Origin of the sequence: Carbonicoccus niuqiaonis (assembly GCF_050157065.1) — a bacterium.
In the GTDB taxonomy this organism is placed as follows: Bacteria; Actinomycetota; Actinomycetes; order Propionibacteriales; family Propionibacteriaceae; genus Avipropionibacterium.
Map to the genome: position 1 here is coordinate 2,703,864 of NZ_CP189573.1, position 19,810 is coordinate 2,723,673.

A 19,810-nucleotide genomic window follows, 5' to 3' on the forward strand; every position below is an offset into this window, starting at 1 on the left:
ACGATGAGCCGTACCGCTGCCCGACGACGCCGCAACCCGCTGCTGGCCCTGCTGGTGCTGGTGACCGGCTGGGCCCTGGTTGCCGCACCCACCCCCCTTGCCCATGCCGGGATGCACTGGACCTACGACCTCGAGTACGCGTCGATCAGCGGCAACGAACTGACCGACAACGGTCAGACGTACCGGCTCGAAAAACTCAACGCAGGTGGCTATCCGACGATCTCCACCGAGCAGGCACGCAACGGTGTCCATTCGCTCAAGGCGTCGATCCCACCGTCGGGCTACGCCCGGAGCGAAGTGATCAACGCACTCAACGTCGGGATGCGCACCATCGACGCGTACAGCTTCAACGTCTTCGTCCCGTCCGGACACCAGCCGCCCCGAGGGGCCCAGTGGCAGATCATCAGCCAGATCTGGCAGACCGGCTGCGGCAGCCCACCCATCGCGATCGACCTGCAGCCCAACAGTGACCCACTGGTCTATCGCGTGCTGCTGCGCAACGACACCACCGGGTACAGACCGACGCAGGCGCCGAAGACGTTGGTGAAGGGCAACCTGCCACGCAACCGGTGGGTGCAATTCGCCATCGAATACAACATCCATCCGACCGAGACCGGTCAGGCCGACTTCAAGCTGTACGTGGACGGCCAGGTGGTGCCGACCTCGTTCGACCACGGCGACACGATCGGCTACTCCCGGGTGGAGGCCGACTGCGTGTACCCGGTCAACGACGTGGTGCGGATCAAGAACGGCCTGTACCGCGGCGGCGCCCAGTGGGAGCAGACGCAGACGCTCTACTTCGACGACATGAGGTTCGGGGACCGGATCGCCGACGTGATGATCTGACCCGACCCCAGCCGGTCGTGCCCGACGGTCAGTCGGTACCGGACTCCATGGCCGCCCGGTCCAGCGCCTCGGCGTCGTCGTCGGGGCCGGCGCCGCCGGAGATCTCCTTGGCGCCCCCGGGCTCCAGGCCGCCGACCAACTCGGCGGTGGCCCCTCCGACGATCCCCTGCTGGGCGTACTGCTCCAGCCGGGACCGGGAGTCGGCGATGTCGAGGTTGCGCATGGTCAGCTGGCCGATCCGCTCGGTCGGGCCGAAGGCGGCGTCCGCGACGCGCTCCATCGACAGCCGGTCCGGGTGGTACGACAGGGCGGGACCGGTGGTGTCGAGGATCGAGTAGTCCTCACCGCGGCGCAGCTTCAGCGTGACCGATCCGGTGACGGCCGAGCCGACCCAACGCTGCAAGGACTCCCGCAGCATCAGTGACTGCGGGTCCAACCAGCGGCCCTCGTACATCAGCCGACCGAGCCGGTGTCCCTCGGCGTGGTAGTTCGACAGCGTGTCCTCGTTGTGGATCGCGTTCAGCAGCCGCTCGTAGGCGATGTGCAGCAGCGCCATCCCGGGGGCCTCGTAGATGCCGCGGCTCTTGGCCTCGATGATCCGGTTCTCGATCTGGTCCGAGGTGCCGAGCCCGTGCCGGCCGCCGATGGTGTTGGCCTCGAGCACCAGGTCGACCGCACTGCCGAACGTCTTGTTGTTGATCATGACGGGACGGCCCTGCTCGAAGGTGATCGTCACCTCCTCCGGCGTGATCTCGACGTCGTCGCGCCATGAGGCGACGCCCATGATCGGGTCCACGATCTCCACCCCGGTGTCAAGGTGCTCCAACCGCTTCGCCTCATGCGTGGCACCCCAGATGTTGGCGTCGGTGCTGTACGCCTTCTCCGCCGAGTCGCGGTACGGCAGGTTGCGGGCGGTGAGCCACTCGCTCATCTCGGAGCGGCCGCCGAGCTCGGCGACGAAGTCGGCGTCCAACCACGGCTTGTAGATCCGCAGCGACGGGTTGGCCAGCAGGCCGTACCGGTAGAACCGCTCGATGTCGTTGCCCTTGTAGGTCGACCCGTCGCCCCAGATCTCGACGCCGTCGTCCTTCATCGCCCGGACCAACAGGGTGCCGGTGACCGCACGCCCGAGCGGGGTGGTGTTGAAGTAGGTCCGACCGGCGGTCCGGATGTGGAAGGCACCGCACTGCAGGGCGACGAGTCCTTCCTCGACCAACGCCTCCTTGCAGTCGACCAGCCGCGACAGCTCGGCGCCGTACGCCCCCGCGCGACCCGGGACCGAGTCGATGTCGGGCTCGTCGTACTGGCCGAGATCAGCGGTGTACGTGCACGGCACGGCACCCTTCTCCCGCATCCAGGCGACGGCGACGGAGGTGTCGAGACCTCCGGAGAAGGCGATGCCGACGCGTTCGCCGACGGGCAGGGAGCTCAGAACTTTGGACACGGGAGCAGCCTAACGCATAGCTATTCCGACTGTCGAATAACTATGCGTTAGGGTTCGACGCCTCGTCCCGCAGGGCGTCGATGCCGACCAGGATCCGCTCCATGCCGAACCGGAACAGCGCCTGCGGATCCGAGCCCTGGTAGGCCAGCGCCGATGCCTCGCCGACCCGACTTGCGAGGGGGTACGTGGTCGCATCACCCATCGCTTCACCCAGGGCGGGGCCGACCTCGCCCCACTCGGCCGACACCGACTCCCACCACTCCTGCTCGGTCATCGCCCGCTGCGCCTCGGTCCGCCGGACCCCGAGGTACCAGGCCGCGGCGGAGTTGGCGTGGCTCTGCACCAGCGCGACCGCGAGGTCCATGTCGACGTCACTCAGCCCGATCCCGTCGACCGCGGCCAGCTCGGCCTCGTACTTGCCGACCAGCCCCGGCCCCATCACCTCATGCCCGGGCTTGAGGTCGAGCCGCCACGGATGCGCCAGTGACAGCTCCCAGTTGCACGTGGCCATGTGCCGGACGGCCGCCTGCCAGTCGGGCCGCTCCGCCGGCAGCCCCTTGCCCTCGTACGTCCGGGCGAGCACGGCGTCCGACATCAGCGCGACCAGCTCCGGCTTGCCCGGGACGTGGGTGTAGAGCGACATCGCCCCGACACCGAGCTTGGCGGCGACCGCCCGCATCGTCACCGCCTCGAGGCCCTCGGCGTCGGCCAGCGCCAGACCCGCCTCGGTGATGGTGCCGATGCTGAGGCCGGTCCGGCTGGCCCGCTCGCGCGGCGCCCACAACAGCGGCAGCAGGCTCACCTGGGGACGCGACTTTCGACTCATGGATCTCACCGTACAACGTACTTGTTTCACCGTACGTTGTACGGTACTGTTCCCGGTGAACCCATCCCACCCCTTGTCCGGAAGGACTGCGATGACCAGTGCTGTCCACACCGAATCCCTCACCAAGACCTTCCCCGGCGGCCGCGGCCAACCCCCGGTGGTCGCCCTCGACGGCGTCGACCTCGACGTGGCAGGCGGCTCGGTCCGGGGCCTGCTCGGCCACAACGGCGCCGGCAAGTCGACCATGATCAAGATCCTGGCGACCCTGACCAGACCTGACTCCGGTACGGCCCGGGTCGCGGGTCACGACGTGCAGACCCAGGGCGGGCTGGTACGTCGGCGGATCGGTCTGGTCGGCCAGCACGCCGCGGTCGACGAAATCTTGACCAGTCGGCAGAACCTGGTGCTGTTCGGACGCCTCCGCGGGCTGGACCGTACCGCGGCCGGTCGCCGGGCCGACGAGCTGTTGGAACAGTTCGACCTGGTCGACGCCACGAAGCGACCGGCGGCCAAGCTGTCGGGCGGCATGCGGCGGCGACTCGACCTGGCGGTCAGCCTGATCACCACCCCCGACGTGTTGTTCGTCGACGAGCCGACCACCGGTCTCGACCCGGCGGCCCGCCGGGACGTGTGGCAGGCGATCACCGGGCTCGCCCGGTCCGGTACCACCGTGCTGCTGACGACCCAGTACCTCGAGGAGGCCGACCAGCTGGCCGACACGATCACGATCCTCGACCACGGCCTGATCGCCGCCGAGGGCACTCCGGCGGCATTGAAGGCACGGCTCGGCGGCGACCAGGTGGAGATCGCGTTCACCGGCGAGGCCGGACGAACCGGTGCTGCCGCTGCGTTGCGTACGGCCGGGTTCGAGGTGTTCGAGTCGGGGACGCCCGAGGACGGGTTGCTCGCGGTCCCGGTGGCCGACGCCACCTCGGGGCTGATGGCGATCTGCTCGGCACTGGACCGGGCCGACCTCGAGCCGACCAGCCTGACGTTGCGACAACCCACCCTCGACGACGTCTTCCTGCACCTCACGAACGGAGCCACCCGATGAGGGACACCCTGCTACTCACCGGCCGCACCCTCGGCCACTGGCGCGCCCAGCCGTACCTGTTGATCATGGCCGTCGCGTTCCCACTGCTGATGATCTTCATGATGGGCTTCATGTTCGGCGGCGCCATCGCCGGCGACGTCGGGACGTACCTGCAGCTGCTGATGCCCGGCATGCTGGTCGTCACCGCGTTCTTCGGCATCTCGACCACGATGCAGGCGGTGATCACCGACGCCGACCGCGGTGTCACCGATCGGATCCGGTCGCTGCCGATCACCACGGTCAGCGTGCTGTGGGGTCGCTGCCTGGCGGACCTGTTGTTGATCATCGTCAGCCTGGTCGTGCTCACCGGCGCCGGGTTGCTGCTCGGCTGGCGGTTCCACACCGGCCCGTTGGAGGTGCTGGCCGCGTACGGCCTGTGCCTGCTGCTCGCCGCGGCGTTCATCTGCCTCGGCATCGGGTTGGCGCTGCGTGGTGGCCAGGCGACCGTCAACGCCAGCTACACCGTGGTGTGGCCGCTGGCGTTCCTGTCGTCGGTGTTCGTCGACCCGGTGACGATGCCCGGCCCACTGGCCGCGATCGCCGCGTGGAACCCGCTGTCGGCGACCTCGAACGCGGCCCGGGTGTTGACCGGCTCACCGGTGGCCACCGATCCGCACCTGCCCACGCAGTACCCGATCCTGTTCGCCGTCGGCTGGCCGGTGGTGCTGTTGGCCGTCGCGATCCCGTTGGCGGCGCGTGCCTATCGGAGGTTGGGCGCCTGACCCTCGACCGGAGTGGGCTGGGCCTGGCCGGGCGCCGCCGGGGTGACCCCGTCCGTCGTCAGCGCCTGCAGCTTGCGGCGGCGGGCCCACAGCACCATCACCGCACCGAGGATGGCCATCACACCGATCTGGATGAGCATGAACGGGCCGCCGGTGCCGGCCGAGCGGTCGAACATGCCGCCGAGGTCGGCGGTGAGCGAGCTGAGGACGATGGCGACCACGTTGTTGACCACGTGCATCGCCACGGCTGCCTCGATGCCGCCGGTCAACCACACCACCGCACACAGGATGACGCCGAAGCTGAAGTAGTAGGCGTTGAGCCACGGGTCGGTGGCGGCGTGGGCGATGGTGAACAGCACCCCGGAGATCACCGCGCCGATGGCGAACGCGACCCACCGGTTGGACGACCAGGTCGCGGTGGCGCGGTTGATCAGCCCGCGGAAGCCGTACTCCTCGCCGGCTGCCTGGAACGGTGTGATCAGCAGGCCGATCAGCAGGAACCACAACCAGTCCTGACCCGGCTGCGGGTCCTGCAGGACCGGCAGGCTGGTGATCACCATGTAGACGATCATCACCGGGATCAGCACCAGATTGACCCGGAGGAACCAACCCCAGCGGAACTTCCCCTCGACCGAGTTGATCCAGCGCGGTCGCTGGCCGAAGAAGGCCCACTGGACCAGCGCCGCGAGTGGCCACAGCAACGCCAGCGAGATGCTGCCCAGGCCGAGGAGCACCGGGGTGTTGACCATGCCCGCCTGCTCCGCCGGCACCCGACCGGTCCCGACGTCGATGGCGATCGCGATGACGCCGAAGATGGTGTTGATGATCAGCCCGGCGACCACGAAGACCAGCAGGGCCAGCGCACCGCGCCACCACTGCGTGCCGGGCGTCCGCAACGCCTGGTGGTACGGCAATCCCGGCGCATGGACCTGTCGCTTCGGCTTGGCCGGCGGTCCCGGTTGGGTCGGCTGTGTGGCTTGAGTCGGCGGTGCGGGTTGCGGGGGTTGCGCCGGCTGCTGGGTCATCGATCGGTCCTCCAACCTGATGGTCGAAGACCCATTGTCGCAAACGTGTCAGAACCCCAGGCGGTTGAGGTGTTTGGCGTCGCGCTGCCACTCCTTGAGCACCTTGATCCGCAGGTCGAGGTGGACCCGGGTGCCGAGCAGGGCTTCGATGTGCAGTCGGGCGTTGGTCCCGATCTCCTTCAACCGCGCGCCCTTGCGGCCGATCATGATCGGCTTCTGCGACTCCCGTTCGACCACCATGTTGGCGTAGATGTCGAGCAGCGGCTTGTCGTCGGGACGCCCGGGCCGCAAGCCCATCTCCTCGACGGTCACCGCGAGGGAGTGCGGCAACTCCTCGGTGACCCCTTCCAGTGCCGCCTCGCGGATCAGCTCGGCGACCAACGTCTCGGTCGGCTCGTCGGTCACCTCGCCACCGGGGTAGTACGACGGCCCCTCCGGCAGCAGGCCGATCAGCGTGTCGGTGACGAGGTCGACCTGGTCATCGGCCGTTCCCGAGCACGGGATGATCTCGGCCCAGCGGATGCCGAACTTCTCCTCCAAGCCCTGGATCGACAGCAGGTGCTTGGCCATCCGCTCCGGCCCGACCAGGTCGGACTTGGTGGCCAGCGCGACCAGGGTCGGCTTCTTGCGCAACTGCGCCACCTCGCCGACCAGGTACTCGTCCCCCGGTCCGATGCGCTGGTTGGACGGGAAGCAGACCGCCACCACGTCCACTTCCGACCAGGTCGTGCGGACCAGATCGTTGAGCCGTTCGCCGAGCAGGGTGCGTGGCCGGTGCAGGCCGGGGGTGTCGATGAGCACCAGCTGACCGTCGGGGCGGTCGACGATGCCGCGGATCGCGTGTCGGGTGGTCTGCGGCTTGGCCGACGTGATCGCGATCTTTGAGCCGACGATCGCATTGGTCAGCGTCGACTTGCCCGCGTTGGGACGCCCGACGAAGCACGCGAATCCGGACCGGTGCCCCTGATCAGCCGTGGCAGCTTGATCAGCTGGGGGTTCTTGATCAGTCGTCATCGCCCTCGTCCTCGTCGTCGTCGCTGTCGCGTTCGGCCGGTAGCCGGGACGCCAGCACGGTCGCGATCCGGTTGCGCCGTCCGGTGATCCGTTCGGCGACCAGCTCCAACCCTGCCACCCGGACCACCGAACCCGGGATCGGCACCCGGTTCAGCTCCTTGGCCATCAGGCCGCCGACGCTGTCGATGTCCTCGTCGTCGAGCTCGAGGTCGAACAGGTCGCCCAGCTCGTCGACGGGCAGCCGGGCCGAGACCCGGAACGACCCGTCCGGCAACTCCACCCACGGCGCCCGCTCACCGGTGTCGAACTCGTCGCGGATCTCGCCGACGATCTCCTCCAAGATGTCCTCGATCGTCACCATCCCCGAGGTGCCGCCGAACTCGTCGAACACCATCACGATGTGGTTGCGATGGAGCTGCATGTCGTGCAGCAGGTCGTCGACCGGCTTGGTCTCCGGACACCAGGTGGCCGGCCGCATCAGCTCCCGGACCCGCTCGGCGGTCTGCGCCTCCGGGTCGTCGTAGACCCGCTTCATCACGTCCTTGAGGTAGAGCACCCCGACGACGTCGTCGACCCCTTCCCGGGTGACCGGGATGCGCGAGAAGCCGGACCGCAGTGCCAGCGACATCGCCTGCCGCAGCGACTTGTACTCCTCGATGTGGACCATGTCGGTCCGCGGCACCATCACCTCACGGGCCACCGTGTCGCCCAGCTCGAACACCGAGTGGATCATCTTGCGCTCGTCGGACTCGATCAGCTCGCTGGCCTCGGCCATGTCGACCATCTCGCGCAACTCGGCCTCACTCGAGAACGGTCCTTCTCGGAACCCCTTGCCCGGGGTCAACGCGTTGCCGATCAGGATCAGCAGCCGCGGGAACGGACCGAGCACGGTGGTGAGCGCCATCAGCGGCCACGCGAAGGCCAGGGCGACGCCGTTGGCGTGCTGCCGGCCGAGGGTGCGTGGCGCCACCCCCCAGGCGACGTAGGAGATGATGATCATGGTCGCCGCCGGGACGAACACCTGCAACCAGTCGACGGTGAGGATGTCGTACAGCACCATCGACACCAGCACGATCGCGGTGATCTCACAGATCATCCGGACGAACAGCGCGGTGTTGAGGTACGGCGCCGGGTCGTCGATGATCTTGGCGAGCGTGACCGCGCCACCCTTCTCCTGCTCAAGCAGCTCGGCGGCCCGGGCACGGGAGAACGAGAACATCGCTGCCTCGCCCGCGGCGACGAGGCCGGCCAGCACGGTCAGTACGAAGGCGATCACCAAGGTGATCACCTGGATCTGTGTCATCAGGCCCACCACGTCATCAGGAGCGCCGGGTCGATCTCTCGGTGTCCCACGCGGCCATCAGCCGGTGGTGCAGGCCGAACATCTCGGCCTTCTCCTCGGGTTCGGCGTGGTCGAATCCCAACAGGTGCAGGATTCCGTGCACCAACAGGTACTCGGCCTCCTGGTCGGGGGTACGGCCGTGCTCGGCGGCCTGCCTGGCCGTCACGGTCGGGCACAGCACGACGTCACCGAGCAGCCCTTCGACGGGTTCGTCGTCATCGGCCGGCGGCCGCAGCTCGTCCATCGGGAAGCTGAGCACGTCGGTCGGCCCCGGCTCCCCCATGTAGCGCTCGTGGTAGGCCGCCATCGTCTCCTCGTCGACCAGCAGGATCGACAGCTCCGCCAGCGGGTGGATCCGCAGCTCGTCGAGCACGAAACGCCCCAGCGCCACCAGCCCCGCCGTGTCGGCGTCGACGCCGGACTCGTTGTTCAGGTCGATGCTCATCGACGTGGGCCCCCACGCTGTGGTCCGGATCGGCGCCCGGAATCACGATCACGCACACTGCGCTCGTTGCGTGCCTCGAAGTCGTCGTAGGCCGCGACGATCTTGCCGACGAGCTTGTGCCGGACGACGTCGTGGCTGGTGAGGCGGCAGAACGCGATGTCCTCCACCTCGTCCAGGATCCCCTCGACGACCCGCAGCCCGCTGACCGTACCGCCGGGCAGGTCGACCTGGGTGACGTCACCGGTCACGACGATCTTGGAGCCGAACCCCAAGCGGGTCAGGAACATCTTCATCTGCTCGGCCGAAGTGTTCTGCGCCTCGTCCAAGATGATGAACGCGTCGTTCAACGTCCGGCCGCGCATGTAGGCCAGCGGTGCGACCTCGATCGTGCCGGCGGTCAGCAGCCGCGGGATCGAGTCGGGGTCGAGCATGTCGTGCAGTGCGTCGTACAGCGGCCGCAGGTACGGGTCGATCTTGTCGTTCAGCGTGCCGGGCAGGAACCCGAGCCGTTCGCCGGCCTCGACCGCCGGCCGGGTCAGGATGATCCGGTTGACCTCCTTGGCCTGCAACGCCTGGACGGCCTTCGCCATCGCCAGGTAGGTCTTGCCGGTACCGGCTGGGCCGATGCCGAAGATGACGGTGTGCTGGTCGATCGCGTCGACGTACCGCTTCTGGTTCAACGTCTTCGGCCGGATCGTCTTGCCCCGTGAGGAGATGATGTTCTGCGTCAGCACCTCGGCCGGGCTCGCCTCGGCCGAGCGCTCCCCCATCATGTCGATCAACCGCTCGACCACGTCGGCGGACAGGCCCTGCCCGGTGCGCAGCACGGTGATCATCTCGTTGAGCACGCCGGTGCCGTGCATCACCGACTCCGCGTCGCCGCTCAACGTGATTTCGTTGCCGCGGACGTGGATGTCGGCGGCGAGGGCCTTCTCCAGAATGCGCAGGAACTCGTCCCTGGCTCCCAGGACGTTGACCATGTCCAGTGACGTGGGCACGGCGATGCGCCGGGTCACGGGGGCGTCGGTGTGTGGGGTGGTCAGGATTCCTCCGGGTTCGTGCTCGCTCCCCGCGGTCGCGGGGCTTGCTCGCCACAGTCTAGTGCGGCGAGCCCCGCACGTGCAGCGGTGATTCCGGGTGGGGCACTGGAGGCTGGGCCACGCCGACGCCTGACCACCCGACTGACTCACCCGCCTGACTCAACCGCCTGACTCAACCGGCCACCTCACCGGGCCTGCCGAACCCGCCGCGGCGCCGCCGCCGGCCCCAGCTCCGCCAGCGCCCGCGCCCGCAGGCCCACGACGTCGGCCTGACCGGTTACACTCACCTCCAGTTCCTGTCCGAGCTCAGGATGGGGCACAGGCTCCACGGTGACGGCCCGTACGCCGGGCTGCCGGGCGAACCACTCCCGGACGCCGCGGAGCGACACGTTGTGCCCACCGATCACCACCGTGTCGTCCACGCGGCCGTCCAGGAACAGCCGCCCCGCGTGGTCAAGCCGGCCGAAGTCGCCGGTCAGCACGGCGCGATCGGCGACCGAGCTCGCCCGCCACGGTGAGCCGACCCGGACCCGGCCCACGACCCCGGCCGGCAGGACCGCACCGTCGTCGCCGACGATCTCGACCCGGACCCCGGCCGCCGGCCTGCCGACGCTGCCGGGAGCCTGCCGCAGGTCGGTCGCGGTCGCGATGGTCGCGGTACCAGCCTCGCTGGTGCCGTAGAAGTCGACCAGCCGATCCCCCAGCAGCCGCGCTGTCCACCGCACCAGCTCGGTCGGCAGCGGTGCCGAACCGGTCGCGATCCGGCGCAGGCTCGTCAGCGGTCGAGTCGCCGTTCCGGCACGGTCGCGCTCGGCCTCGAGGGCGTCGACCAACCGGGCGAGCTGGGCCGGCACGACGGTCAGTGCCCCGGCTTCGTGGTCGCGGACCAGCCCGGCGAGCGCGGTGCCGTCCCGGCCGTGGCCCAGCACGGCCGGTGCCCCGACCACCAACGCGGCGGTCAGCGCCGACAGGCCGTGGCCGTGCGCGAGCGGCGGGGCGATCACGAGTGGCTCACCGCGGCGCGGCCCGAACGCCCCCAACAGGCTGACCAGGGTGGCCAGCTGGGTCACGCCGACCCGGCCGCGATCGGTCGCCTTCGGCGCACCGGTGGTGCCCGACGTCAACAGCCGGAGGCTGCCGGTGCGGCGGGGACGGGTCGCTCGACGCCCCGGACGGTCGGCCGGCGGCCCGGGGACGGCCGACAGGTCCAGCAGCGGGGTGAGCGGTGCGGCGGTCCGTACGGCGTCGCCGGTCGACTCGTCGACCAGGGCGAGGTCGACCCCGGCCAGCGCCGAGGCGATCACCTGCGTCCCGGCCGACGGCGGGACCAGCACACCGTCGATCCCCAAGGACCCGGCCGCGACCACGCCGGTGACGAGCCCCCGATGGTTGCCGAGCACGACGCCGGCCAGCTGCGGCCGAACCGGCCCGACGGCGGCGGTGATCAGCTCGGCCACCGCGTCGACCGCCGCCACGAACTCGGCACCGGTCATCGGCCCGCAGGTGTCGACCAGCACCACCTGGCGCGGCCGGCTCCGAGCGGCGGCGAGCGCCACCCCGGGCAGGCTCGCCCCGTACCGCAGGAGCATCGGCAGCCCCCGCAGGTCGCTCGGCCGCCACTGCCGAGCCACTGCGAAAGCCGCCGGTAATGCCCGCCACACGGGGGTGTGGGCGCTCATCGCGACCGGCGCCACGTCGCCGCGGCGACCCGATCGGCCGCCCCGGGCAGGGCCGCGGCCAGTACGGCACCGACCCGGCCCCACCACGGTGAGACCACCCGGGGCCGGGTGACGACGGCCCGACACACCCAGCTCGCCGCGTCGGCGGCGGACAACGACGGAATCCGGGAGTCGGCGTACGTCGGTGCACTCATCGTGGTCCGGGTCAGTGGCAGGTGGATCGAGGTGACGGCCACCCGATCGGCCGCCAGCTCCGGGGAGACCGACCGCAGCCACGCGTCGTACCCGGCCTTGGTCGCGGTGTAGACCGACCAGCCCGGCCCGGGCAGTGACATCGCGACCGAGCCGACCGAGATCAACTGCCCGCCGCGGGCTTCCCTCATCGCGCCCAGCAGCGGCAGCGCGAGGGCGATCGGGCCGAGCAGGTTCACCCCCGCCAGCCGGGTGACGTCGTGCAGCCGGCCGACGTACGCGCTGAGGTCGCGGTGGATGCTGTGACCCGCATTCGACACCACCAGGGCCGGTGCGCCGAGCTCGGCGACCACCCGCTCCCCCGCCGCCGTCGCGGCGTCCAGATCCCGCAGGTCGACCGGGATCGAGGTCGCAGCACCACCGTGGTCGACGATCCAGTCGGCGACCTCGGCGAGCGCCGAGGCACCGCGGGCCAACAGCACGACGTGCCCACCCGCGGCGGCACAGCGCACCGCGACCGCCCGGCCGACACCGCGGGAGGCGCCGGTGACCACCACGACTCGCCCCGCCAGCCGGTGCCGCAGGGCGGTGTCGTCGACCCGGTGGGGTCGCAGGCCCAGCAGGGCGGCGACAGGGCTCGTCATGGGCCCATCCTCAGCCACGGTGGTCGAGCGGGCGGTGGCGGGTAGGCTGACCGGCCGTGACGGATCAGGCCAGCTCCTCCGACACCCGGGTGGTCGCGCCGGGGCGGCCGGGGGTGTTCGACATCGTGGTGGCGCTGTTCTGCGGGCTGCTGCTGATCTCGAACGTCGCCGCCACCAAGCCGATCCAGTTCGGCGGGGAGGTGCAGTTCGGCGGGGTGCAGATCCTGCCCGTGATCACCGACGGCGGCGCCTTCCTGTTCCCGCTCACCTACATCTTGGGCGACGTGCTGGCCGAGGTGTACGGACTCAAGAAGGCCCGCCGCGCGATCGTGCTCGGGTTCGTGCTGACCGCGGTGATGTCGCTGTGCTTCCTGGTCGTCGGCGCCGCACCCCCGGCGGCGAGCTGGCCCAACCAGGAGGCGTGGAGCACCGTCCTCGGCTTCGTCTGGCGCATCTCGCTGGCGAGCCTGCTCGGCTACCTCGCCGGGCAGCTGCTGAACGCGTGGGTGCTGGTCCGGGTGAAGCGGCTGACCCAGGGCAGGGCACTGTGGGTGCGGCTGATCGGTTCCACCGTGGTCGGCGAGTTCGCCGACACGTTGATCTTCTGCACCGTCGCCTTCGCCGGTGTGCTGACCACCGCCGAGCTGCTGAACTACACCGTCACCGGCTTCGGCTACAAGGTGCTGATCGAGATCCTGCTGCTGCCGGTCACCTATCGGGTGATCAAGGCCGTACGGCGTCGCGAGGGCCTGCCCGACCCGGCGGACCGTCCCGCCTGATCAGGCGTCCCTGGTCAGACGCCGCCCTGGTCAGACGCCCTGGTCAGGCGTGGCGTTGCCAGCCCGTGGCGTCGAACCAGGCCGTCCCGAAGTCGGCGGCCATCGTCTCCACGTACGTGCTGCTCAGGTGCTGATCGTCCATGTAGACGTACACGTTGCCGATCACCGGTGCGCACACGTCATCGGGGCAGACCCGGGCGGTCAGGTCCAGCCGGGCCAACTGCGGGGTGGCCGGCAGCGCCGCGAGCGGTGAGGTGGCCGCCAGCGCATCCGCTCGCGGCACCTGGCAGCGTTCGGAGTCGCGGCCGTGCTTCTGCACACAGGCCGGCACGTCGAAGTCGAACCGCGGGGTGTCGCGCATCGCGACGACCTGGATCCCGTCGGCCAGGAACGGGGCGATCCCCGCCTCGTACTCCGGCTCGAGCCGTTCGGGCAGGTACGCGGCCTCGCTGGTGCGGGTGGCGACCGAGAACACCGCATCCGGCGCCATCGCCCGGGTCCAACGGGTCGCCTCGGCGTTGAAGTCGTTGCAGATCTCGGCGTTGTCGTCGCGGTGGCCGGTGAAGCTGCAGCCGTGCAGGGTCAGGCTGACCACGTGCCAACCGTGCTTCCGTGCAACCGGCAGGAGCGCCGCGGTCCACTGCTGGGAGCGAGAGTCGCCGAGCACCACGACGGTCTTGGTCACCTCGCCGACCGGCCAGTACTCGAGGCAGTTCTCGCCGACCAGGCCCTGGGGCCGGCTCTGCGGGTCGCAGCGGTCGGGCAGGTTCGCCCAGTCCGTCTCGACCTCCGAGTCGTAGGGCCGGATCCGGGAGGTGGGCGAGGTGCTGTCGACGTAGCCGGGCTCCAGCGCCTTGGCCCCCGGATTGTCCGTGGCCGGTTGGGCGGCGACCATCGCGGCGCGGTGTCCGAGCACCCCGTTCCAGCCGACCACCGGGGCCACCACGACCAGCAACGACACCAGCAGGACCACCGGACGACGCCGTGGCAGCACGGCCAGCCCACCGCTGACGACCTTGTCCGAGAGCCAGGTCAGCAGCCCCGACAGCAGCAGCACGCCGAGCCCGTCGACGAGGGTGGCGCGGGGACGTTCGAACGACTCGAGCCACAGCACGAGCACCGGCCAGTGCCACAGGTACAGCCCGAAGGAGTGCTTCGCCAGCCACTGCGCGACCGGCAGCCGGTGCACCGCGGCCACGCCGAACCGGTCCCGGTCACCGGCGATGATCACCGCGACCGCGGCGGCCACCGGCCACAGCGACAGCAGCCCCGGGAAGTGGGCGGGCGTCGGCTGCAGCGGTCCGCAGGCCACCAGCGCGGCGACCCCGGCCCAACCCAACGCCGGGGCGCCGATCCGGCCGAGCCGGCCCCGCAGCCCGGGCCGGGTCGGGTCGGCCAGCCGGTCGAGCAGCCGGGTGCCGTACCGGTGGGCGACGATCGCCACCAGCGAGCCGGCCGCGAACTCCCAGAGCCGTGTGCTGGTGAGGAAGTACGTACGGGTCGGGTCGGCCGTGGTGAGCACCACCGACGCGGTGAGCGAGGCCGCGAAGATGATCACCATCACCCCGGTCAGCAGCCGAACCGCGCCGAGCCGGGTGAACCGCGCCAGCAGCAACACCGCGGCGAACAGGAGTGGCCACAGCACGAACACCTGACCCTGGATCGCCAGCGACCAGAAGTGCTGCAGCACCGGCGCGCCGGCCCGGTTGGTGGCGTAGTAGTCGACCGACAACCCGGCCAGGGTGTGGTTCTGGGTGAAGGTGATCGACGAGGCGGCCTGACTGATCATGCCCCGCCACCGGATCGGCGGGATCAGCAACGCCCCGGCCGCCAGCACCGACACCAGCACCACCGCCATCAACGGCACCAGCCGTTTGAACCGGTTCAGCACGGTGTCGCGGAACGACCAGTCACGCCCGCTGTCGACCCGGTTGACGAACGACAGCGTCAGCACGAACGCCGACAGCACGAAGAAGACGTCCACCCCGCCGGACACGCGGCCCGCCCAGACGTGGTTGAGCATCACCAGCAGCACCGCGATCGCGCGTACCGCCTCCACCTCGCGGCGGCGGCGCGTGGGTGCGGGCACGACGGAACAACTCCTGGAATGGTCGGGGACGGGCTCGACGGTCAGCCAGCACGTGGGGCCGACCCGCATTGAGCGTCACCGAGTCTACCAAGGGAGTCGGTCAGACGCTGATTCCCACGTACTTGATCGACAGGAACTCGTCGATGCCGACCAAACCACCCTCGCGCCCCAGCCCGGACTCCTTGATCCCGCCGAACGGGGCCGCCGGGTTCGACACCACACCCTGGTTGATGCCGACCATGCCGGCCTCGAGGGCCTCGCTGACCCGGATGGTGCGGGCCAGGTCGCGGGTGAAGGCGTACGAGACCAGCCCGTACGGGGTGTCGTTGGCCATCGCGATGCCCTCCTCCTCGGTGTCGAACTCGGTGATCGCCGCGACGGGGCCGAAGATCTCGGCGTGGCACATCTCGGCGTCGGCCGGGACCCCGGTGAGCACGGTGGCCGGGTAGAAGTGGCCGGGCCGATCGACCGGGGTGCCGCCGGTGCGGACCGTCGCGCCACGCTCGACGGCGTCGGCGACGAGGTCGGTGACCTTGGTCACCGCAGCCGCGGTGATCAGCGGGCCGACCACCACGCCGTCCTCGGTGCCCCGTCCCATCGGCAGTTCCTGCAGCTTCGCGGTCAGCCGGTCGGCGAACTCGGCAGCGACCGGTCGCTGCACCAGGATGCGGTTGGCGGCCGTGCACGCCTGACCGATGTTGCGCATCTTGGCCGCCATGGCACCTGCGACCGCGGCGTCGAGGTCGGCGTCGTCGAAGACCAGGAACGGCGCGTTGCCGCCGAGCTCCATCGAGGTCCGCATCACCGTCTGGGCACACGACTCGAGCAGCAGCTTGCCGACCTTGGTCGACCCGGTGAACGACAGCTTCCGCGACCGCGGGTCCAGGATCATCGGGCGCATCACGCCGTCGGCGTCGCTGGTCGTGACGACGTTGACCACACCGGCGGGAAGCCCTGCCTGCACAAGGATGTCGACCAGCGCCAGCGTCGACAGCGGCGTCTCGGCGGCCGGCTTGATCACGCTGGTGCAGCCGGCGGCGATCGCCGGGGCGATCTTGCGGGCCCCCATCGCCATCGGGAAGTTCCACGGGGTGATCAACAGGCTCGGCCCGACCGGCTGCTTGCTGATCAGGAACCGGGAGCCGCCGGCCGGGGCGATCATGTGGCCGCCGTCGATCCGGACCGCCTCCTCGGCGAACCAGCGCAGGAACTCGGCCGCGTACGCCACCTCGCCCCGCGACTCGGCCAGCGGCTTGCCCATCTCGAGGGTCATGATCAACGCGAGCCGCTCGGTGTCGGCGAGCAGCAGGTCGTACGCCTTCGCCAGGATCTCGCTGCGCTTGCGGGGTGCGGTGGCTGCCCACTCGGCCTGGGCGTCGGCGGCGGCGTCGAGGGCGGCGCCGGCCTCGCCGGGGTCGGCGTCGGCGACCTGGCACAACTCCGCCCCGGTCGCCGGGTCCTCGACCGGCATCGTGGCGGCGGTGGTCACCCAGTCACCGCCGACGAACAGCCCGGTGGGCAACGACGCGATGACCTCCTGCTCCCGCTGCTGCTGCTCGTGCTGCGCCTGCTCGGGGGTCGTGGTCGAGGTGCCGGATTCCGCCGTCCGATCCATGTCGTACTCCTTGCCGTTGCCGAAGGGTGCAAGTATTGTCAACAATCAGACAACAGCCTACCTCCGGAGGTGTCCCGATGGCGACCCTGTCACCCCATTTGCGTCAAGCCACGCCGGTCGTGGTGGACCATGCCAGCGGCTGCGAGGTCTTCGACGCCGACGGGCGCCGCTACCTCGACTTCACCGCCGGCATCGGCGTCACCAGCACCGGGCACTGCCACCCCACGGTGGTGGCGGCCGCCCAGCAGCAGATCGGCAAGCTGATCCACGGGCAGTACACGACGGTGATGCACCGCCCGATGCTCGACCTGGTGGCGCGACTCGGCGACGTCCTCCCCGACGGGCTCGACTCGGTCTTCTTCGCCAACTCCGGCAGTGAGGCGGTCGAGTCGGCGCTGCGGCTGGCCCGGCAGGTCACCGGTCGGCCGAACGTGGTCGTCTTCCACGGTGGGTTCCACGGCCGCACGGTCGCCGCCGCGTCGATGACCACCTCGGGCACCCGGTTCAGCGCCGGGTTCTCCCCGCTGATGGCCGGGGTGCACGTCGCGCCGTTCCCGAACGCGTACCGCTACGGCTGGGACGAGGCGCAGGCGACCGAGTTCGCCCTGCAGGAGCTGGACTACCTGCTCGCCACGATCAGCTCGCCGGCCGAGACGGCGGCCTTCGTGGTCGAACCGGTGCTCGGCGAGGGTGGCTACGTCCCCGGCAACACCGCGTTCTTCCAAGGGCTGCGCGAGCGCGCGGACGCCCACGGCATCGTGTTGGTGTTCGACGAGATCCAGACCGGCTTCGGCCGGACCGGCAAGTATTTCGGCCACCAGCACTTCGGGGTCCGGCCGGACGTGATCACGATCGCCAAGGGGTTGGCGTCCGGCTTCCCGCTGTCGGGGATGGCGACCTCGGCGGAGTTGATGTCCAAGGTGTGGCCGGGATCGCAGGGTGGGACGTACGGCGGCAACGCGGTCGCGTGTGCGGCAGCGCTGGCCACCTTGGAGGTGATCGAGGCCGAAGGGCTGGTCGACAACGCCGCGACCCGGGGTCAGGAGTTGATCAGCGGGGCCCGGGCGAGTGCGACCGCCGCGATCGGGGACGTCCGCGGGCTCGGACTGATGGTGGGTCTGGAGTTCACCACCGCCGACGGTCGGCCCGACACCGAGCGGGCGTCCGCCGCACAGAAGCTTGCCGCCGAGAAGGGCCTGCTGATGCTGACCTGTGGCGCCCACATGAACGTGGTGCGCATGATCCCGGCGTTGGTGATCAGCGCCGAGCAGGTTGCCGAGGGGTTGGCGATCTGGTCCGACGTGCTGGCCGAAGTCTGAGGAGGAACACCGTGTCCCGTTTCATCACGATCAGCCTGACCAAGCGTCAGGTGTCCTGTCGCGCCCGGTTGCTCGACGACGACGCCCCGCTGACCAGCCAGGCGGTGTGGGACGTGCTCCCGCAGACCGGCGACGCCGTCCACGCGAAGTACGCCCGCAACGAGTTGTACGCGCTGTTGCCGCGGATCACCGCCGCTCCCCGGCGCGAGAACCCCACCGTGACACCGATCCCCGGCGACGTCTGCCTGTTCGACTTCGAGCCGTGGGAGATCGGCAACCCGGCGTACGGCTATGAGCCCGGCTCCACCGCGTACGAGGCGGCCGGGGCGACCGACCTGGCGATCTTCTACGGCCGCAACAACCTGCTGATCAACGGCGACATGGGCTGGGTGCCGGGCAACGTGTTCGGCGCCATCGAGGAGGGCCTGGGCGAGATGGCCGAGGCCTGCAACGACGTGTGGCGCAACGGGTTCGCCGGGGAGCAGCTGACCTTCGCCCGGGCCTGAGCTGGGTTGACCTGTGCGACACTGGCCGAAGTTCGACCCGACCGCACCGTGCCCGATCATCGGCGCGCTGGCCGAGCAGTATGCGCACCGTCGGCAGCGAGATCGTCGGGATCCTGGGCATCGGGATCCATGACGCCCTACGCGAGGTCGTCGGGAACCAGCGGGAGGATGCGCTCGTACAGCTTTCGGAGGTCTGCGCTGCTCAGGGGCGGCATGATCACGGTGGCCCCGAGCGCCAGGACGTACGGCAGCATCGCTCCGATGCGCACGTCGTCATCGTCATCGCTGACCCGTCGCCACACCCGGCGCAGCGCCCCCACACGTGCCGCGTCGACCCGCTCCTGGGTTCGGGCCGCGTCGACGTCGGCCAAGGCCCAGGCGCGCAACGCGATCTCGAGTCGGGGTCGATAGACCTGGTCGTCGGATGCGGTCACCATCTCGATGAGCCCCATGAGGATCCGCCGCGCGGTGGGCTCCCCACGTGCTGCGTCGATCGCTTGTTGGAGTGAGCTCGTCAGGATGTCCTCCACGTGGTCGAGGAGGTCCTTCTTGAAGCCGTCCGCGCCGGCGAAGTGGTGGTGGAAGGAGCCCTTGGACAACCCGAGCCGCGCGGCCAAGCGGTCGATCCGCACACCCGCGGAGCCCTCCTCGACCAGGACCTCGATGCCTTCGTCCAACCACCGATCGCGTGCTGCGCTCATCTGCGATGCCGCCCTTCCGGGACATGGGTCTCGGACGTCGCCCGTGCCATGATCTCGCCCGTCACAACACGAACCCGAACAACGCCACCGCGACACACAGGGCGAGCATCCCCGTTGCGTTCAGGAACAGGTTGCGCCCGAAGTCGCGGGCCCGGACGTGCATCGCGATGGCGACGACGAAGTAGGCCACCAGCGCCACCGAGGTCACCGCGCCGAGGTACGGGACCCAGATCCCGGCGATCAGCCCGGCCGCAGCCGCGAACTTGATCGGCGGCGTCAGCCACCACAGCCGCCGGGGGAAGCCGACGTCGTCGAAACACTGCGCGATGAACGGGACCGGCTTCAGGCAGATGACGCCGTCGACCGCCTGGACCAGCGCGAGTGCGACGACCAGCCACACGGGATCGGGATACGCGGACATCAGGGACCTCCACCGAAACCTACCATACCGTATGGTATGTTCAACGGAAAAGTACGCAAGGTGTACGT

19 protein-coding genes are annotated in these 19,810 nt (G+C 69.9%); 6 read left to right on the forward strand and 13 right to left on the reverse strand.

Annotated elements, in window-relative coordinates; translation table 11 throughout:
• Positions 1-3: 3 nt before the first annotated feature.
• On the forward strand, positions 4-846 hold the full coding sequence (locus ACQBAU_RS12415) for a heparin lyase I family protein (RefSeq protein ID WP_465256396.1): 843 nt from the start codon (positions 4-6) through the stop codon (positions 844-846).
• A 28-nt stretch (positions 847-874) separates the two neighbouring features.
• Here the strand turns inward: ACQBAU_RS12415 and argG are convergent, their stop codons facing one another.
• Together argG and ACQBAU_RS12425 are read right to left on the reverse strand one after the other, a co-directional pair.
• Entirely contained in the window at positions 875-2,290 is a 1,416-nt protein-coding gene (gene argG, locus ACQBAU_RS12420; RefSeq protein WP_465256395.1) for an argininosuccinate synthase, read from the reverse strand.
• Between the two features lie 40 nt (positions 2,291-2,330).
• Entirely contained in the window at positions 2,331-3,116 is a 786-nt protein-coding gene (locus ACQBAU_RS12425) for a TetR/AcrR family transcriptional regulator (protein WP_465256394.1), read from the reverse strand.
• 91 nt (positions 3,117-3,207) lie between these two features.
• Here ACQBAU_RS12425 and ACQBAU_RS12430 point away from each other — a divergent pair, with 91 nt between their 5' ends.
• Both ACQBAU_RS12430 and ACQBAU_RS12435 read left to right on the forward strand, forming a co-directional pair.
• The gene (locus ACQBAU_RS12430) at positions 3,208-4,170 is read left to right on the forward strand and encodes an ATP-binding cassette domain-containing protein (RefSeq protein WP_465256393.1); all 963 of its coding nucleotides are present in this window, start codon (positions 3,208-3,210) and stop codon (positions 4,168-4,170) included.
• Complete coding sequence (locus ACQBAU_RS12435) at positions 4,167-4,931, forward strand: ABC transporter permease (RefSeq protein ID WP_465256392.1); 765 nt, start codon at positions 4,167-4,169, stop codon at positions 4,929-4,931. Before ACQBAU_RS12430 ends, ACQBAU_RS12435 begins: the two co-directional genes overlap by 4 nt.
• On the opposite strand, the gene ACQBAU_RS12440 is transcribed toward ACQBAU_RS12435, so the two are convergent.
• The 7 genes from ACQBAU_RS12440 to ACQBAU_RS12470 all read right to left on the reverse strand — a co-directional run bounded on the left by ACQBAU_RS12440 (position 4,910) and on the right by ACQBAU_RS12470 (position 12,312).
• Entirely contained in the window at positions 4,910-5,956 is a 1,047-nt protein-coding gene (locus ACQBAU_RS12440) for a lysostaphin resistance A-like protein (protein ID WP_465256391.1), read from the reverse strand. The two genes, ACQBAU_RS12435 and ACQBAU_RS12440, sit on opposite strands and share 22 nt — an antisense overlap.
• Positions 5,957-6,004: 48 nt before the next feature.
• A complete protein-coding gene (gene era / locus ACQBAU_RS12445; RefSeq protein WP_465256390.1) occupies positions 6,005-6,970 on the reverse strand; it encodes a GTPase Era in 966 nt (321 codons plus the stop codon).
• Positions 6,960-8,273 (reverse strand): hemolysin family protein, encoded by a 1,314-nt coding sequence (locus ACQBAU_RS12450; RefSeq protein ID WP_465256389.1) that lies wholly within the window; start codon positions 8,271-8,273, stop codon positions 6,960-6,962. Before ACQBAU_RS12450 ends, era begins: the two co-directional genes overlap by 11 nt.
• A 16-nt stretch (positions 8,274-8,289) precedes the next feature.
• Positions 8,290-8,757, reverse strand: a complete 468-nt coding sequence (gene ybeY / locus ACQBAU_RS12455) for an rRNA maturation RNase YbeY (protein ID WP_465256388.1) — start codon at positions 8,755-8,757, stop codon at positions 8,290-8,292.
• Entirely contained in the window at positions 8,754-9,737 is a 984-nt protein-coding gene (locus ACQBAU_RS12460) for a PhoH family protein (protein WP_465256481.1), read from the reverse strand. Before ACQBAU_RS12460 ends, ybeY begins: the two co-directional genes overlap by 4 nt.
• 245 nt (positions 9,738-9,982) lie before the next feature.
• Positions 9,983-11,428, reverse strand: a complete 1,446-nt coding sequence (locus tag ACQBAU_RS12465; protein ID WP_465256387.1) for an AMP-binding protein — start codon at positions 11,426-11,428, stop codon at positions 9,983-9,985.
• Positions 11,429-11,472: 44 nt separating this feature from the next.
• Positions 11,473-12,312: an SDR family NAD(P)-dependent oxidoreductase gene (locus tag ACQBAU_RS12470; protein WP_465256386.1), complete on the reverse strand. Its 840-nt coding sequence runs from the start codon at positions 12,310-12,312 to the stop codon at positions 11,473-11,475.
• A 56-nt stretch (positions 12,313-12,368) separates the two neighbouring features.
• Between ACQBAU_RS12470 and ACQBAU_RS12475 the strand changes: the two genes are divergently transcribed.
• Positions 12,369-13,091 carry a queuosine precursor transporter gene (locus ACQBAU_RS12475; protein WP_434550750.1) on the forward strand — a complete coding sequence of 241 codons (723 nt, stop codon included), beginning with the start codon at positions 12,369-12,371 and terminating at the stop codon, positions 13,089-13,091.
• 43 nt (positions 13,092-13,134) lie between these two features.
• Here the strand turns inward: ACQBAU_RS12475 and ACQBAU_RS12480 are convergent, their stop codons facing one another.
• Both ACQBAU_RS12480 and ACQBAU_RS12485 read right to left on the reverse strand, forming a co-directional pair.
• A complete protein-coding gene (locus ACQBAU_RS12480) occupies positions 13,135-15,180 on the reverse strand; it encodes an acyltransferase family protein (protein ID WP_465256385.1) in 2,046 nt (681 codons plus the stop codon).
• A 100-nt stretch (positions 15,181-15,280) separates the two neighbouring features.
• The gene (locus ACQBAU_RS12485; RefSeq protein ID WP_434550752.1) at positions 15,281-16,795 is read right to left on the reverse strand and encodes an NAD-dependent succinate-semialdehyde dehydrogenase; all 1,515 of its coding nucleotides are present in this window, start codon (positions 16,793-16,795) and stop codon (positions 15,281-15,283) included.
• A gap of 77 nt (positions 16,796-16,872) precedes the next feature.
• On the opposite strand from ACQBAU_RS12485, the gene ACQBAU_RS12490 reads away from it, so the two are divergent.
• Both ACQBAU_RS12490 and ACQBAU_RS12495 read left to right on the forward strand, forming a co-directional pair.
• Positions 16,873-18,114, forward strand: coding sequence for an aspartate aminotransferase family protein (locus ACQBAU_RS12490; protein ID WP_465256384.1), 1,242 nt, complete (start codon positions 16,873-16,875; stop codon positions 18,112-18,114).
• Positions 18,115-18,125: 11 nt separating this feature from the next.
• Complete coding sequence (locus ACQBAU_RS12495; RefSeq protein ID WP_434550754.1) at positions 18,126-18,620, forward strand: DUF3830 family protein; 495 nt, start codon at positions 18,126-18,128, stop codon at positions 18,618-18,620.
• A 137-nt stretch (positions 18,621-18,757) separates the two neighbouring features.
• Here ACQBAU_RS12495 and ACQBAU_RS12500 read toward each other — a convergent pair whose 3' ends face one another.
• Together ACQBAU_RS12500 and ACQBAU_RS12505 are read right to left on the reverse strand one after the other, a co-directional pair.
• Positions 18,758-19,321: a TetR/AcrR family transcriptional regulator gene (locus ACQBAU_RS12500; RefSeq protein ID WP_465256383.1), complete on the reverse strand. Its 564-nt coding sequence runs from the start codon at positions 19,319-19,321 to the stop codon at positions 18,758-18,760.
• 61 nt (positions 19,322-19,382) lie between these two features.
• Complete coding sequence (locus ACQBAU_RS12505) at positions 19,383-19,742, reverse strand: DoxX family protein (RefSeq protein WP_465256382.1); 360 nt, start codon at positions 19,740-19,742, stop codon at positions 19,383-19,385.
• Positions 19,743-19,810 lie beyond the last annotated feature (68 nt).

Coding starts and splice junctions, on each gene's coding strand:
- ACQBAU_RS12425 (WP_465256394.1), bottom strand. CDS start 3,116: ATGAGTCGAAAGTCGCGTCCCCAGGTGAGCCTGCTGCCGCTGTTGTGG.
- ACQBAU_RS12500 (WP_465256383.1), bottom strand. CDS start 19,321: ATGAGCGCAGCACGCGATCGGTGGTTGGACGAAGGCATCGAGGTCCTG.
- ACQBAU_RS12435 (WP_465256392.1), top strand. CDS start 4,167: ATGAGGGACACCCTGCTACTCACCGGCCGCACCCTCGGCCACTGGCGC.
- ACQBAU_RS12505 (WP_465256382.1), bottom strand. CDS start 19,742: ATGTCCGCGTATCCCGATCCCGTGTGGCTGGTCGTCGCACTCGCGCTG.
- ACQBAU_RS12430 (WP_465256393.1), top strand. CDS start 3,208: ATGACCAGTGCTGTCCACACCGAATCCCTCACCAAGACCTTCCCCGGC.
- ACQBAU_RS12440 (WP_465256391.1), bottom strand. CDS start 5,956: ATGACCCAGCAGCCGGCGCAACCCCCGCAACCCGCACCGCCGACTCAA.
- ACQBAU_RS12485 (WP_434550752.1), bottom strand. CDS start 16,795: ATGGATCGGACGGCGGAATCCGGCACCTCGACCACGACCCCCGAGCAG.
- ACQBAU_RS12460 (WP_465256481.1), bottom strand. CDS start 9,737: ATGGTCAACGTCCTGGGAGCCAGGGACGAGTTCCTGCGCATTCTGGAG.
- era (WP_465256390.1), bottom strand. CDS start 6,970: ATGACGACTGATCAAGAACCCCCAGCTGATCAAGCTGCCACGGCTGAT.
- ACQBAU_RS12450 (WP_465256389.1), bottom strand. CDS start 8,273: ATGACACAGATCCAGGTGATCACCTTGGTGATCGCCTTCGTACTGACC.
- ybeY (WP_465256388.1), bottom strand. CDS start 8,757: ATGAGCATCGACCTGAACAACGAGTCCGGCGTCGACGCCGACACGGCG.
- ACQBAU_RS12470 (WP_465256386.1), bottom strand. CDS start 12,312: ATGACGAGCCCTGTCGCCGCCCTGCTGGGCCTGCGACCCCACCGGGTC.
- ACQBAU_RS12490 (WP_465256384.1), top strand. CDS start 16,873: ATGGCGACCCTGTCACCCCATTTGCGTCAAGCCACGCCGGTCGTGGTG.
- ACQBAU_RS12415 (WP_465256396.1), top strand. CDS start 4: ATGAGCCGTACCGCTGCCCGACGACGCCGCAACCCGCTGCTGGCCCTG.